A 14,310-nucleotide genomic window follows, 5' to 3' on the forward strand; every position below is an offset into this window, starting at 1 on the left:
CCCAGGAGAGACATGATGATTCCACGCGTGACCCGCAGTGAATTCGCCGACGGCTATCTGGCGCGGGGCCGGCCCGCGATCATCACCGACGCGCTCGACGCGTGGCGGATCGCCGAGCGCTGGACGCCCGAGGCGCTGGCGCGCAACGTGGCGCCGTCGCGCCGCGTGACGCTGAGCGCGTCGAGCGACGGCCGCTACCGCTTCGAGCCGGCCCAGGAGCGCAGCCGCGCGCCGGTGTTCCGCAACACCGAGGTCGAGTTCGGCGCGGCCGTGGCGCGGCTGCTCGAGGCGGATCAGGGCGAGCACATCTACCTGCTCCAGCAGTCGATTCCCGAGGTGATGCCGGAACTGCTCGACCAGCTCGTGGTGCCGGAATGGATCGCGGCGCAGCGGCCGATGATCAACCTCTGGTTCGGCCGCGGCACCGAAACCCAGCTGCACTTCGACTATTCGAACAACTTCTTCGCGCAGCTGCACGGCACCAAGGATTTCACGCTGTTCTCGCCCGACGACACGCCGCACCTGTATCCGTATCACCACGACGCGGCCACCGCGCACCTGTCGAACGTCGATCCGGGCCAGCCCGATCTCGCCCGGCATCCCGCGTTCGCGCGCGCCGAGCCGCTGCGCTTCACGATGCAGCCGGGCGAGCTGCTGTACATGCCGGTGTTCTGGTGGCACCACGTGCGGGCGCGCGACGTGTCGGTGTCGGTGAACTTCTGGTGGTATCCGTCGCTGCGGCAGATCATCGACGCGCCGAACGCCACGCGCGCGCTGCCGGGCTTCTACGCGGGCGACCGGCTCGCCGAGTTCCGGGCGGGCTTTCTCGATCCGGCCGGACTCGATTTCGCACAAGCCGGCGCGCGCTTTCTCGAACACGGCCGGCTGTGGGGCGCGGGCCTGCTCGCGATCGCCGCGCTCGACCAGTGGGGCCGCCAGCACGCGGCGCCCGACGCGCCGGCGCGGCCGGCCGGCTCACGGCTCGCCGACCTCGCCGCCGATCTCGCGCCGGTGCGCGCGGCGCTGCTGGCCGACGCGTCGCTCTCGCCGTCGCAGCGCGAGGCCGTGACCTACAGCGCGGTGCTGGCCGCGCAGCTGGCCGAGCATCACGAGGATGCGGTGCTCGATCGCGGCGCCATCGCGGCGCTGCTCGACCTGCTGCGGGCCGTGGCGCCGTCCGCCGTGCAGAACGTGGGTGCCGCGGGCATCGCCGCCGCATCATGAGCACGCCGATCGTGGCCGGCGAGCCGCGCGCCTCGCGCGCCGCGTTCGGTTTCATCTTCGCCACGGCGCTGATGAACACGATCTCGTTCGGCATCGTGCTGCCGGTGCTGCCGAACCTGATCAAGGCGTTCGCGGGCGGCGACACCGCGCTCGCCACCGAGTGGAGCACGCTGTTCGCGGTGGTGTGGGGCGCCATGCAGTTCGTCTGCGCGCCCGCGCTCGGCGCGCTGTCGGACCGCATCGGCCGGCGCCCGGTGCTGCTGATCTCGCTGGCCGGGCTCGCGGCCGATTCGCTGATCATGGCGCTCGCGCCGAACCTGGCCTGGCTGTTCGTCGGGCGGCTGCTGAACGGGCTGACCTCGGCCAGCCTCTCGACGGCCAACGCCTACGTGGCCGACGTCACGCCGCCCGAGCGGCGCGCGCGCGCGTTCGGCCGGATCGGCGCGGCGGTGAGCCTCGGCTTCCTGGCCGGGCCGGCGCTGGGCGGCCTGCTGGCCGGCGTCGACCTGCGGCTGCCCTGCTACGTGGCGGGCGCGCTGTCGGCCTGCAACTTCCTGTACGGCCTGGTGGTGCTGCCGGAGTCGCTCGCGCCCGCCGCGCGCGTGGCGTCCATCGACCGCCGCAAGCTGAATCCGCTCGGCGGGCTGGCGTTCCTGAAGGCGCGCGCCGACCTGCGCGGGCTGGCGTTGCTGGCGTTCCTGGTTTCGCTCGGCTGGATGGTCGGGCCGGCGATCTTCGTGCTCTACGGCGGCTACCGCTATGGCTGGAGCCCGGCCGCGATCGGGCTGGTGATGATGGCGAGCGGCGGGCTCGGCTCGTTCGTGCAGATCGTGCTGGTCGGGCCGATCGTGGCGCGCGTCGGCGAGCGCGGCGCGCTGCTGGCCGGCGCCGGCATGGGCGCGCTCGGCTATGCCGGCTTCGGCCTCGCCTCGACGGGCGCCGGCTATCTGGCGGCGGTGCCCGTCTACGTGATGTTCAACCTGTTCATGCCGGCGCTGCAGGGGCTCGTCACGCGGCGCGTCGGCGAATCGGAGCAGGGGCAGCTGCAGGGCGCGCTGCAGGGGCTGACCGGGCTCGCCTCGCTGATCGGGCCGCTCGTCTACGGGCTCGGCTTCGCGTGGTCGATCGGCCCGGGCGTGGCGCGGCCGATACCGGGCCTCGCGTTCTTCATCGCCGCGGGGTTGATGGCGGTCGCGCTGCTGCTGGCGCTGCGGATCACGCGGCCGGGCTCGGAGGGGGCGGCTTGAACGGGCCGCTTGAACGGGCACGGCCGAGTGCGGCATGGATGGCGGCTCGGACGGCCGGGGCGCGAACGCCGGTGGCGCGGACCGCGCCGGCGCCGTGACCCGCGTCCGGCTTCCCGGCGGCGCCCTCAGCCCGCGGCCGCCGCGTTCGCGGCGCGCGTGCGCGCGTGCAGCCAGTTGATGCAGCCGAACAGCGCGATCGCGAACGCGATCAGCACGGTGGCCACGGCCAGGATCGACGGATCGATCTGGTCGCGGATGCCGCTCCACATCTGGCGCGGCACGGTGCGCTGGTCGGGGCCGCCGATGAACAGGATCACGATCACCTCGTCGAACGAGGTGGCGAACGCGAACACGCCGCCGGTGGCCACGGCCGGCGTGATGAGCGGCAGCGTCACGCGCCGGAAGGTGGTCCACGGCCGCGCGCCGAGCCCGGCCGAGGCGCGCAGCAGGCTCTGGTCGAACGACAGCAGCGAGGCCGTCACGGTGATCACCACGAACGGCGTGCCGAGCGCCGCGTGCGCGAGCACCACGCCGAGGTAGGAGTTGACGAGCCCGAGCGGCGCGAAGATCAGGTAGAAGCCGGCCGCCACCACTACGATCGGGATGATCATCGGCGAGATCAGGAGCGGCATGATCAGCGAGCGGTACGGGAAGTTCTCGCGCGCGAGGCCGAGCGCGGCCAGCGTGCCGAGGCTGGTGGCGATCAGCGTGGAAACCGCGCCGATGCCGAGGCTGTTGGCGAACGCGCGCTGCCAGTCGGGGCTGCCGAACGCCTGCGCGTACCAGCGCAGCGAGAAGCCCTCCATCGGATACGAGAAGTACGATCCCGAGTTGAACGAGAGCGGGATGATGACGAGGATCGGCGCGACCAGGAAGGCCAGCACGAGCGTGCAATGCACGCGCAGGCCGAGCTTGGCGAGCCGGATCGACGGAATGCTGTTCGTCAGTTGCACGATGGGGCTCCCGGGTGGTGCGTTCAGCCGAAGCGCAGCCGGTCGACGCCGACCAGCCGGTTGAAGATGAAATAGAACACGGCCGTGAAGATCACGAGGTAGGCCGACAGCGCGCCGGCCAGCCCCCAGTTCAGCAGGTCGTTGGTCTGCGCGGCGATCAGCTGGCTGATCATCTCGTCGCCGGCGCCGCCGAGCAGCGCGGGCGTGATGTAGTAGCCGAGCGCGAGCACGAACACGAGAAAGCAGCCGGCGCCCACGCCGGGCAGCGTCTGCGGCATGTACACGCGCACGAACGCCACCGCCGGATGCGCGCCGAGCGACTGCGCCGCGCGCAGGTAGATCGGCGGCACGCCCTTCATCACCGAATAGATCGCGAGGATCATGTACGGCAGCAGCACGTGCGTCATGCCGATCAGCACGCCGGCGCGGTTGAAGATCAGCGGCAGCGGCGCGTCGACGAGGTGCAGCGCGAGCAGCACGCGGTTGACCACGCCGCCCGGCTGCAGCAGCACGTACCAGGCGGTGGTGCGCACCAGCAGCGAGGTCCAGAACGGGATGATCACGAACAGCATCAGCCGGTTGCCCTGCCTCGGCGGCAGGTTCGCGAGCAGCCACGCCACCGGGTAGGCGAGCACGAGGCACAGCAGCGTGACGGTCGCGCTGATCGACACGGTGCGCGCGAACGCGGCGCGATAGACCGCGCTGTCGGGCGGCACCGCGGCCACCCGGCCCTCCGGCGTGACCTGCGCGTCGATGCCGTTGAGCAGATAGTCGGGTGTCCAGGCCGACGAGGCGCGCTTGAGCAGCCGCCAGGTGTCGGGCTGGCCCCAGCGCGCGTCGGCCTGTACCAGCAGCGGCCGCCACGGGCCGCCGCCGTCGTGGGCGCGCACCGTGCGCGCCGTCTTCAGCAGGAGGCTGCGGAATTCGGGCTGGTAGAAGTTCATGCGCCGCGCCGCCTCGCCGAGGCTGCCGGCCTCGGCGGCCGCGCGCAGGCCGGCGGCCAGCGCCGCGAAGCCGGCTTCGCCGGGTACGCCCCGGCCGTCCCACTGGCGCAGCACGTGCGCGAGTTGCGGCATCGCGCCCGGCACCTCCGGGTTGCGCACGCTGCGCGCGAGCAGGATCGCGATCGGCGCGATGAAGGTGGCGAGCAGGAATACCAGCAGCGGCAGCGCGAGCAGCAGCGCCTGCGTGGCGGCCTTGCGGCGCGCGCGCCGGTAGCTGGCCGCCTGGGCCGCGAGCCGGTGCGCCCGGGGGGCTGCCTGCGCTGCCGGTGCCGCGGGCGGCGGGCCGGCCGGCGCCGGTTGCGGAAGGATCTTCATGAGGCGGAACTCCTGCGCGCCGGTGCCGGGCGGATCGACCGCCCGGGCCGCCGGCGCGCGTGATGGCGTGGCGTGCGGCTTACTTCGTCAGCCAGACCTGGAAGCGCTTGCCGATCTCGTCGCCGTTGTCGGCCCAGAAGCCCGCATCGATCTGCAGCGGCCGCTTGAAGTTGGCCGGCGCGGTCGGCAGGTCGGCCAGGCGCTCCTTCGCGACGAGCGGCAGCGAATCCTTGCGCGGCGGCGCGTAGGCGATGTACTTCGTCAGGTCCGCATAGGCCTTCGGCTGCGCGGCGAACGCGATGAACTGCTTCGCCGCGTCGGCATGCTTCGCGCCCTTCGGCACGGCCCACCATTCGTAGTCGTAGACCTGGCCGTCCCAGACGATGCGGAACGGCTTCTTGTCCTGATGCACCGCGCTGTCGATGCGGCCGTTGTAGGCCTGCACCATCGTCACCGCGCCGTCGGCGAGCAGCTGCGGCGCCTGCGCGCCGGCCTCCCACCAGACGATGCTCGACTTGATGGTGTCGAGCTTGCGGAACGCGCGGTCGAGCCCGGCCGGCGTGGCGAGCGTCTTGTAGACGTCGGCGGGCGCGACGCCGTCGGCGATCAGCGCCCACTCGAGCGTCACCTTCGGCGACTTGCGCAGGCCGCGCTTGCCGGGGAATGTCTTCAGGTCGAAGAAATCGGCGATGGTGGTGGGCGGCGTCTTCAGCTTGGTGGCGTCGTAGGCGTAGACGGTCGACCAGACCATCGCGGCCACCGAGCAGTCGCGCAGCGCGCCGGGCAGGAAGTCGCCGGTCTTGCCGAGCGCCTTGGGATCGAGTTTTTCGAGCAGGCCCTCGTCGCAGGCGTTGATCGCGTCGTTGGTCTCCATGTCGACCAGGTCCCAGGTCGGGTTCTTCGCCTGCTCCATCGCCTGCAGCTTGGCGAGGCCGCCGTCGTAGGACTCGGTCGCGAACTTCGCGCCGGTCTGCGCGCCGAACGGCACGAACCAGGCCTGGCGCGCGGCCGCCTCGTAGGCGCCGCCGAAGGTGACGACGGACAGCGTGTCGGCCGCGCGCGAGAGCGCGGGCAGCAGGGCCAGGGCCGCGATGGCCGCGGCGGCGAAGCGGGGGGGGGACGTTTTCATCGGGTGACTCCGGAAGCGAGAGGCGGGACGGAAGGGGAAACGGTCGAGGGAGCGGATTCGGAAGGCGCGGACCCGGCGGACGAGGTGGCCGGGGCCGGGCGAGCCGATGCAGTCGGTCGGGCGGCGCGCGGCGCGGCGGCGGCCAGCACCTTGCAGTCGTCGCGACGCCAGATCACGTGGGCCGTCGCGCCCACCGGCGGCAGCTCGACGAGCCGCGTGTTGGCGACCTTGACGACCATCGGCTGCCCGTCGGGCAGGCGCAGGTGGACGCGATGATGGTCGCCGCAATAGACCAGTTCGTGGACGCTCGCCGCGAGCGTGTTGAAATCGGCCGGCGCGCCGCCCGCGTCCGGCGCGGCCACGCCGGCGCGCTCGGGGCGCAGCGCGAGCGTGGCGGGCTCGCCGACCTGCAGCCCGGGGCCGAGCCGGCCGACCACGGTCGCGCCCGTCGTGCCGACGGCCAGCGTGGCCAGCTCGCCGTCGATCGCCGCGACGCGGCCCGCGAGGCCGTTGTTCTCGCCGACGAAGTTCGCCACGAACGCGTTCTGCGCGTTCTCGTAGAGTTCGGTGGGCGTGGCGGCCTGCTGGATGCGTCCGTCCGAGAACACGGCGACGCGGTTCGACATGGTCAGCGCCTCGTTCTGGTCGTGCGTGACGTAGACGATCGTCAGCGCCAGCTCGCGATGCAGCCGCATGATCTCGTACTGCATGGTCTCGCGCAGCCGCTTGTCGAGCGCGCCGAGCGGCTCGTCCATCAGCACCACGCTCGGCTCGAACACCAGCGCGCGCGCCAGCGCCACGCGCTGCTGCTGGCCGCCCGAGAGCTGGGCCGGACGCCGCGCGGCCAGGTGCGAGAGCTCGACCATCTCGAGCGCGCGCGCGACGCGCAGTTTCCGGGCGGCGCGCGGGACCTTGCGCACCGACAGCGGGAACGCCACGTTCTGCGCGATCGTCATGTGCGGGAACAGGGCGTAGTTCTGGAACACCATGCCGATGTCGCGCTGGTGGGGCAGCTTGTCGTCGAGGCGCCGGCCGTCGAGCAGGATGGTGCCGTCGGTCGGCGTCTCGAAGCCGGCCAGCATCATCAGCGTGGTGGTCTTGCCGGAGCCGGACGGCCCGAGCAGCGAGACGAACTCGCCGCGCGCGATGTCGAGGTCGAGTCCGTCGACCACGGCGTGCCGGCCGTCGTAGGACTTGCTGACGCCGACGAACGAAATGAAGGGTGGGCTGGCCATCGTGGTGCGCTTGCGGGAACGGTGAATCGGGAACGGGCGGCGCGGGCTCAGGCGCCCACGCGCGCGGCGAGGTAACGCGCGAAGTCGTAATTGGGCCGTTCGAGGTGGCTCAGGTGGCCGGGCGCGGCGAGCGGCGCGCGCACGCCGCGGAACACCGCCTCCACGCCGCGCCGGTCCTCGGCGTTGACCTCGTCGAGCAGCGCCTTGAGCGTGGCCATGTGGCCGGCCGCGTCGGGATCGTCGATGAACTCGGGCGAGAGCCCGCCGCCGAAGCGGATCGCGACGCGATCGACGCCGAGCGGCTGCAGCACGAGATACCAGAAATAGCCGGGCGTGAGCGTGACGAGGTGGTTCGGGTAGATCGCGAGCAGCGCGGTGGTGCGGCGCCAGTGGCCCTCGAGGCGGCGGTTGTCGGGATGCGCGTTGCCGATCGGCAGCGTCGCCTCCTTGGTGATCCAGTGATGGTTGAAGGCGGGCAGGCCGGGCGGGCATTCCATCTCGTCGAGCTTCGAATGCGGGCCGACCGTGGCCCGATGCAGCATCGGCAGGTGGTAGCTCTCCATGAAGTTCTCGGCGAGCAGCTTCCAGTTGGTGTCCCAGACGTGTTCCTCGTGGAAGGTCTCCACGTAGTCGCCCATGCCGTAGCGCGCGATCAGCGCGTCGAGTTCGGCCAGCTGCGCGGCCACCGGCGGCGCGGCGTCGTTGAGCGTCAGGTAGATCCAGCCCTGCCAGACTTCGCAGCGCACCGCCGGCAATGCATAGGCCTCCTTACAGAAACCGGCCTGCCGATCCATCAACGGGGCGCCTTGCAGGCGGCCGTCCAGCGAATAGTTCCAGGCGTGATAGGGGCAGACGATGCGGCGCACGTTGCCGCGTCCTTCCAGCAGCACCGACATGCGGTGCAGGCAGACGTTCGAGAACGCGCGCAGCGTGCCGTCCTCGCTGCGCAGCACCGCCACCGGCTGGCCGCCGAGGTCGGCCGTCAGGTAGTCGCCCGGGTTGGCGAGCGCGCCGGCGCGGCCCACGCACAGCCACTCGTCGCGGAAGATCGTCTGCCGCTCGCGTTCGAGGAAGGCGTCGGAGGTGTAGACGGCGGGCGGCATCGCGCGTGCGTCGTCGAACTCGCGCGCGCAGTTTTCCCGCAGGGCGAGGACGATCTCGTCGGCGGAGTGCGGGGCGGCTGGCGTGCGGTTCATGGGCGTCCTTCGGGCGATGCGGGTTCGGTACGCCACCAATCTAACAAGTCAAATTGCCAGCCAAAATATTCTTTTCGGATGTAACAGCCAGTTTTTTCCTATGCAGCGACGGGCGCGCGCCCATGCAGCTCGGGGATGCAGGACTCGCAGAATGCGGCGAAGCGGGTGATCAGCTGGCGCGGCTTCATCGCGCGCGACATCGCGATGCCGAGCATGGTGGCGGTGACCGCGTCGCGGAACGGCCGGATCGCGAAGCTGGTGCCGTCCACGGTGGCCGTCGAGCGCAGCGGGAAGTTCAGGATGCTGTAGCCGAGCCCGTTGGCCACCATGCCGCGCACCACCTCGGGCTGCGAGGAGCGAAACGCCGGCACCGGGCGCCGGCCGAGCGGCGCGAACAGCGCGGCGAAGTACTCTCGGCTGTGCGGCAGGTCGAGCAGCACGTAGGGTTCGTCGAGCAGGTCCTCGAGCGCCACCGAGGCGCCGCGCGCGAGCCGGTGCCCGTGCGGCAGGATCACGTAGGGCGGCAGCGAGACGAGCGGGGTGAACGCGATGTCGTCGGACAGATCGAGGCTGTAGGTCAGCGCGATGTCGAGCGTGCCGTCGCCGAGCCCGTCGAGCAGGTCGTCCTGGTGCGCCTCGAAGGTGCGAAAGCCGATGCCGGCGTGCTCCGCCACGAAGCGGCTCATCACCGCCGGCAGCAGCGGCGGCGCGAGCGAGACGAGGCAGCCGAGCGCGATGGTGCCCGACATGCCGCCGTCCATGTCGCGCGCGGCGGTCTGCAGTTCCTCCGCATTCTTCAGCAGATTGCGCGCCTGGCCGAGCATGTCGCGGCCGGCCGGGGTCAGCGACAGGCCGCTCGCGTGATGGCGGATGAACAGCTGGAGGCCGAACGACGCCTCCAGTTCCGCGATCGAGGTCGAGATCGACGGCTGCGAGATGTGCAACTGGCGCGCCGCGGCGGTAAACGACAGCGCCTCGGCGGTGACGACGAAGTAGCGAAGCTGCCGCAGCGAATAGCGCAACGGGACGTTTTCCATGAGGCACGCTCGGTGGGAAGGGACGACGGGTGACGGAATCGCGCCGATTGTGGGTGGACAGAAATGTTTCGCCTAGCCGAAAACAATGCCGTGCCCTGCGGGACCGGTGTTCCGGATGCGCGGGGCCGGACCGCCCGCCGGCGCGCGCGGCCGGCATGACGCGCTGCACGCGCGGGCCGGATGCGCTAGTGTTCTGGCTGCGGCGGCGCGCGGGGCGTGCGCCTCGCCTTTCGTCATCCGATTTCTGGCAGGAGCATCGCTTGAGCGCATCACAGGTCACCCCGGATTCCCCGTTTCACTACTACGAACCCGCGACCGGCCACGGCCTCGCGCACGATCCGTTCAACGCGATCGTCGGGCCGCGCCCGATCGGCTGGATCTCGAGCCGCGACGCCGCGGGGCGGCCGAATCTGGCGCCCTACAGCTTCTTCAACGGCTTCAACTACCATCCGCCGCTGGTCGGCTTCGCGAGCATCGGCTGGAAGGACAGCGTCGCGAACATCGACGCGACCGGCGAATTCGTCTGGAACCTGACCACGCGCGCGCTGGTCGAGCAGATGAACATCAGCTGCGCGCCGCTGCCGCGCGGCGAGAGCGAGGCGGCCGTGGCGCGCCTCGAACTGCTGCCGTCGCGCCGCGTGGGCGCGATGCGCGTGGCCGCGAGCCCGGTGCATTTCGAATGCCGCAAGACGCAGATCATCCGGCTGCAGGGCGCCGACGGCGTCGAGGTCGATACCTGGCTCGTGCTTGGCGAGGTGGTGGCCGTGCATATCCGCCACGAGCTGCTGCGCGACGGCGTTTATCGCACCGCCGAGGCACGGCCGGTGCTGCGCGCGGGCGGACGCGGCGACTACGCGCAGATCGAGCCGTCGGCGATGTTCGAGCTGTTGCGTCCGCAGACCCCCGAGGACGCCGAGCGGATGGGGCGCGCGTTCGATTGAACGGCCGGCGCGGCGGCACCGGCCGGGCGCTCGCGGCGTGGGCGCGACGTCGGACCGCCGCCGATGCGGTGGCGAGCGCAGGTTCGCGCGGCGCTGCAGCGGACGGCCGCCGCCATCGCGGCGCGCCCCCGCCCCGGGGCGGGCGCCAGTCCGGCGCCGGCGGCCGCCGGCGTCTAGCCGGCCGCCATCTTCGTCACGAGTTCGATGATCTTGCGTGTCGGCACGCTGACGGCGAGCGTCTCGAAGCGCCGGCGGCCGAACCAGCGGCAGCTGGTGATCTCGTTGCTGGCGATCGCCTTGCAGCCGCGCGGCACGTCGGCGATGAGCACGTGATGGCGCTTCGACAGGCCGCCGAACAGGAACGCGTAGTGCAGCGCGATGCCGTCGAGACGGGTTTCCTCGTATAGCTCGCGCCGGGCCGCGTCGAGCGGCGACTCGCCGCTGTGAATCGTGCCGCCCGGCAATGCCCAGCGCGATCGCGGGCGCGTCACGAGCAGGATCTTGTTGGCGCGGCGGCACAGGATGGTGGCGCGTTCTTTCATCGAATTTTCGGCAATCGGTTCGGAGCGGCGGCTCGCGGACGCCGGGTCCGCATGCCTGCTGCTTGGTGCCGCCGCGTCGGCGTGGCGATCGGGTCGGCCGGGGCCGGGCGCCGCGGCGAGGCGCCCGCGCTCAGGCAAACAGTTCGATCACGGGCCAGCCGCGTTCGCCGGCCAGCGCGCGCAAGCGTGCGTCGGGGTTGGTGGCGACCGGATCGGTGACGCGCTCGAGCAGCGGCAGGTCGTTGATCGAATCGCTGTAGAAGAAGCTGCGCGGGAAATCGTCGAGCCGGTGGCCGAGCGAGGCGAGCCATTGCTCGGTGCGCGTGATCTTGCCTTCGCGGAACGTCGCGACGCCGATCGGGTGGCCCGTGTAGCGCGCGGCCGGATCGTCGCCCTCGGTGCCGAGCTCGATCGCGAGCAGGTGCTCGAAGCCGAGCGCGCGGCCGATCGGCGCCGTGACGAACGCGTTGGTGGCCGTCACGATGCAGCAGAGATCGCCCGCATCGGCGTGCCGCGCGATCAGCTCGCGCGCGGCCGGCACGATCGCCGGCTCGATCACGGCCGTCATGTATTGCGTGTGCCACGCGTCGAGCTGCGCGCGCGAATGGCGCGCGAGCGGCGCGAGCGCCACGCGCAGGTAGCCGTCCATGTCGAGCTCGCCCGCCGCGTAGTCGCGGTAGAGCCGGTCGATCGATGCCACGTGCTCTGCCGCGCCGTCGATGCCGAGCGTCACGAGAAAGTGCGCCCACGACTGGTCGCTGTCGAGCGGCAGCAGGGTGTGGTCGAGGTCGAACAGCGCGAGGTGACGGCTCATCGGGACTTCCTGACAATCTGGGAACGAACGGGGTGAATTCCGGGGGATTCCGGGGCGCGGCGCGGCGTGGGGTCGGCCGGAAAGTCGAAAAATGCTAACGAGAAATCCACAAAATGACAAATCAGCAAAACTTTACAACCGCGCGGCGGCGCGGCCCGGTGGTGGCGCGCGCAACTACCGGCGCCTGACGGGGCGCCCGGCGGGCGCGGCCGCGCTCAGGCCAGCACGATTTTCGGCAGGCGCCCGGCGAGCGCCGCGAAGCCCTCGGCGTCGGTCGCGCCGCGATGCGTGACGAGCAGGTCGACCGCCTCGGGCGCGCAGTAGGCGAGGCGGCTGTGCCGGCCGAGCCGGTCGGCGTCGGCCAGCATCACGACGCGCTCGGCCGCCTCGCACATCGCGCGCGCGACCTCGGCCTCGGCGCGGTCCGCGTGACTCGCGCCGTGGCGCGCGTCGAGCCCGCCCGGCGCCAGCAGCGCGAGATCGGCGTGGTGGCGCCGCACCTCGCGCACGGTCTCGGCGTCGGCCGTCGCGAGCGTGCGCGCGGCGAGCGTGCCGCCCAGCACCACCACCTCGTTGGCCGGGCTCGCGCAGGCGCCCGGCGCGCGCAGCCGGGCGACCACCTCGAGCGAGTTGGTGACGATGGTCAGGCCCGTGAACTTCGCGAGTTCGTCGGCAAGCGCGTTGTTGATCGGGTCGGCGTCGATGAACAGCGTCTGGCCGCTGCCGATCTGGCCCGCCGCCGCCTTCGCGATCGCGCGCTCGATGCGTTCGCGCGCCGGCGCGCGTTCGGCCGGCACGGCGGCATCGGGATGCATCGCGCCGCCGCGCACGCGGATCAGCTCGCCCGCTGCCTCCAGGTCCAGCAGGTCGCGCCGTACCGTCTCGCGCGACACCCCGAGCTCCGCCATGATCCGTTCCGTCGACGCGCGCCGCAGCGCGGCCAGCAGCGCGCGGATGCGCTGATGACGGTCTTCCTGCCACATGAGATGTCGTCCCGTGCTGTCGAATGCGCCGGCGGGCCGGCCGCGGGCGCGACCCCGCGCGCCCGGACGAGGCGCCAGTGTTGCAGACTTGCGTGGCAGTTCCGGGGCGGGGCGAGGATGGGCGCGAGGAGCGCCGGTGGGACGCGGTACGAGGGCGGTACGAGGGCGAGGCGAGGGTGAGGGTGAGGGTGAGGGCGGGGCGAGGGCGGGGCGGAGGGACGACGGATCGCGCTGACGGACCAGGACCGGGCGGAGGACCGGGCGCGTATGCCGGCGAGGCGGCCCGGGCGACAGTGGCGCGCGCCGCCGTCGCCCGGCCGTCGGTGGCGTGCGCGCCGGCGTTACGCATGACGCGCGCCGCGTACCCGCCCTCAGCCGCGCGTCACGGCGCCCGCCGCGGCCGGCGCCGCGCGCGTGACGCGCGCCAGATAGGCGACGCAGACGATGCCCGCCGCCAGCAGCGCGAGCGCGTAGCCGGCCACCGCGTGCCAGCCGCCCTGCTGCCAGAATTGCCCGCCCCACGAGCCGAGCACGCTCGACCCGAGGTAGTACGCGAGCAGGTAGAGCGCCGACGCGTAGCTCTTCGCGCCCTGCGCGAGCAGGCCGACCCAGCTGCTCGCGACCGAGTGCGTGATGAAGAAGCCGATCGTCAGCACCGTGATGCCGGCGATCACCACCGCCAGCGACGCGTCGAGCGTGAGCGCGACACCGGCCGCGCTGGTGGCGATGCCGGCCACCATCACGGGAACCCGGCCGAAGCGGTCGGCCAGCGCGCCGGCCGTCGACGACGCGGCGATGCCGAACACGTAGGCGCTGAAGATCAGGCCGGTGCGCGTGGCGTCGAGCGAGAACGGCGGCGCCATCAGCCGGAAGCCCGCGTAGTTGTAGATCGTCACGAACTCGCCCATCGCGAGGAAGCCGATCGCGAACACGGCGGGCAGCGCCGCATGCGCTAGCTGGCGGCGCCACGACGCGACGTGCTCGGCGATCCGCACGCCCGCGCGCGGCGCGAAATGGCGCGAGGCGGGCAGCAGCAGCGCGAAGCCGGCCGCCACCGCGAGGTCGATCACGCCGATCCACTGCATCGCCGCGCGCCACGACATCCAGCCGCCGAGCATGCTCATGCCGACCCGGCCGACCATCCCGCCGAACGCGGTGCCGCCCACGTAGAGCCCCATCGACAGGCCCAGGCCGCGCGGCTGGATTTCCTCGGCCAGGTAGGCCATCGCGGTGGCCGGCACGCCGCCGAGCACCAGCCCCTCGAGCGCGCGCGCGACCAGCACCCCGGACCAGCTCGGCATCCAGGCCGCCACCACGTTCAGCGCGGCGGCCAGCGCCATCGACGCGAACATCAGGCGGCGCCGGCTCAGGCGCTCGGACAGCGCGCTCGCCGCGAGGATCGCGAACGCGAGGCAGCCGGTGGACAGCGACAGCGCGAGCGAACTCTGCGCCGCACCGATCGAGAACGCGTTCGAGAACAGCGGCAGCAGCGGCTGCACGCAGTAGAGCAGCGAGAACGTGGAGAAGCCGGCGAGGAACAGCGCGAGGCTGATGCGGCGATAGCTGGCGCTGCCGGGCGCGATGCGCGTGTCGGCGCCGGGCGCGGCCGAAGTGGGGGAGACGGTGTTCATGGCGATGGCCGGCACGCGCCGGCGGGACGGGTAACGGATGACAGGGCTCCATTGTCCGC

13 protein-coding genes are annotated in these 14,310 nt (G+C 72.0%); 3 read left to right on the top strand and 10 right to left on the bottom strand.

Going from position 1 to position 14,310, the window contains the following annotated elements:
- The first annotated feature begins 12 nt into the window (after nt 1–12).
- Nucleotides 13–1,224, top strand: a complete 1,212-nt coding sequence (locus bpln_RS05810) for a cupin-like domain-containing protein (RefSeq protein ID WP_158512003.1) — start codon at nt 13–15, stop codon at nt 1,222–1,224.
- On the top strand, nt 1,221–2,471 hold the full coding sequence (locus bpln_RS05815) for a TCR/Tet family MFS transporter (RefSeq protein WP_042624381.1): 1,251 nt from the start codon (nt 1,221–1,223) through the stop codon (nt 2,469–2,471). Before bpln_RS05810 ends, bpln_RS05815 begins: the two co-directional genes overlap by 4 nt.
- Before the next feature lie 125 nt (nt 2,472–2,596).
- Here the strand turns inward: bpln_RS05815 and bpln_RS05820 are convergent, their stop codons facing one another.
- From bpln_RS05820 to bpln_RS05845, 6 genes are all read right to left on the bottom strand, one after another.
- Nucleotides 2,597–3,424 (bottom strand): ABC transporter permease, encoded by an 828-nt coding sequence (locus bpln_RS05820; protein WP_042624382.1) that lies wholly within the window; start codon nt 3,422–3,424, stop codon nt 2,597–2,599.
- A gap of 23 nt (nt 3,425–3,447) precedes the next feature.
- Nucleotides 3,448–4,743: an ABC transporter permease gene (locus bpln_RS05825; RefSeq protein WP_042624383.1), complete on the bottom strand. Its 1,296-nt coding sequence runs from the start codon at nt 4,741–4,743 to the stop codon at nt 3,448–3,450.
- 79 nt (nt 4,744–4,822) lie between these two features.
- On the bottom strand, nt 4,823–5,872 hold the full coding sequence (locus tag bpln_RS05830; RefSeq protein ID WP_055138304.1) for an ABC transporter substrate-binding protein: 1,050 nt from the start codon (nt 5,870–5,872) through the stop codon (nt 4,823–4,825).
- The gene (locus bpln_RS05835) at nt 5,869–7,107 is read right to left on the bottom strand and encodes an ABC transporter ATP-binding protein (protein WP_055138305.1); all 1,239 of its coding nucleotides are present in this window, start codon (nt 7,105–7,107) and stop codon (nt 5,869–5,871) included. The genes bpln_RS05830 and bpln_RS05835 overlap by 4 nt, the downstream gene beginning before the upstream one ends.
- A gap of 47 nt (nt 7,108–7,154) precedes the next feature.
- Nucleotides 7,155–8,303, bottom strand: a complete 1,149-nt coding sequence (locus tag bpln_RS05840; RefSeq protein ID WP_042624386.1) for an aromatic ring-hydroxylating oxygenase subunit alpha — start codon at nt 8,301–8,303, stop codon at nt 7,155–7,157.
- Nucleotides 8,304–8,401: 98 nt separating this feature from the next.
- Nucleotides 8,402–9,340, bottom strand: a complete 939-nt coding sequence (locus bpln_RS05845; protein WP_042624387.1) for a LysR family transcriptional regulator — start codon at nt 9,338–9,340, stop codon at nt 8,402–8,404.
- 260 nt (nt 9,341–9,600) lie between these two features.
- Between bpln_RS05845 and bpln_RS05850 the strand changes: the two genes are divergently transcribed.
- Nucleotides 9,601–10,281, top strand: a complete 681-nt coding sequence (locus bpln_RS05850; RefSeq protein ID WP_042626476.1) for a flavin reductase family protein — start codon at nt 9,601–9,603, stop codon at nt 10,279–10,281.
- Nucleotides 10,282–10,454: 173 nt separating this feature from the next.
- Here the strand turns inward: bpln_RS05850 and bpln_RS05855 are convergent, their stop codons facing one another.
- From bpln_RS05855 to bpln_RS05870, 4 genes are all read right to left on the bottom strand, one after another.
- On the bottom strand, nt 10,455–10,823 hold the full coding sequence (locus bpln_RS05855; RefSeq protein ID WP_055138306.1) for an NUDIX hydrolase: 369 nt from the start codon (nt 10,821–10,823) through the stop codon (nt 10,455–10,457).
- A 130-nt stretch (nt 10,824–10,953) separates the two neighbouring features.
- Complete coding sequence (locus bpln_RS05860; protein WP_055138307.1) at nt 10,954–11,637, bottom strand: HAD family hydrolase; 684 nt, start codon at nt 11,635–11,637, stop codon at nt 10,954–10,956.
- Between the two features lie 215 nt (nt 11,638–11,852).
- Nucleotides 11,853–12,620: a DeoR/GlpR family DNA-binding transcription regulator gene (locus bpln_RS05865; protein WP_055138308.1), complete on the bottom strand. Its 768-nt coding sequence runs from the start codon at nt 12,618–12,620 to the stop codon at nt 11,853–11,855.
- Between the two features lie 371 nt (nt 12,621–12,991).
- Nucleotides 12,992–14,251, bottom strand: a complete 1,260-nt coding sequence (locus tag bpln_RS05870; RefSeq protein WP_055138309.1) for an MFS transporter — start codon at nt 14,249–14,251, stop codon at nt 12,992–12,994.
- Between the last annotated feature and the right edge of the window lie 59 nt (nt 14,252–14,310).

Source organism: Burkholderia plantarii, assembly GCF_001411805.1.
In the GTDB taxonomy this organism is placed as follows: Bacteria; Pseudomonadota; Gammaproteobacteria; order Burkholderiales; family Burkholderiaceae; genus Burkholderia; species Burkholderia plantarii.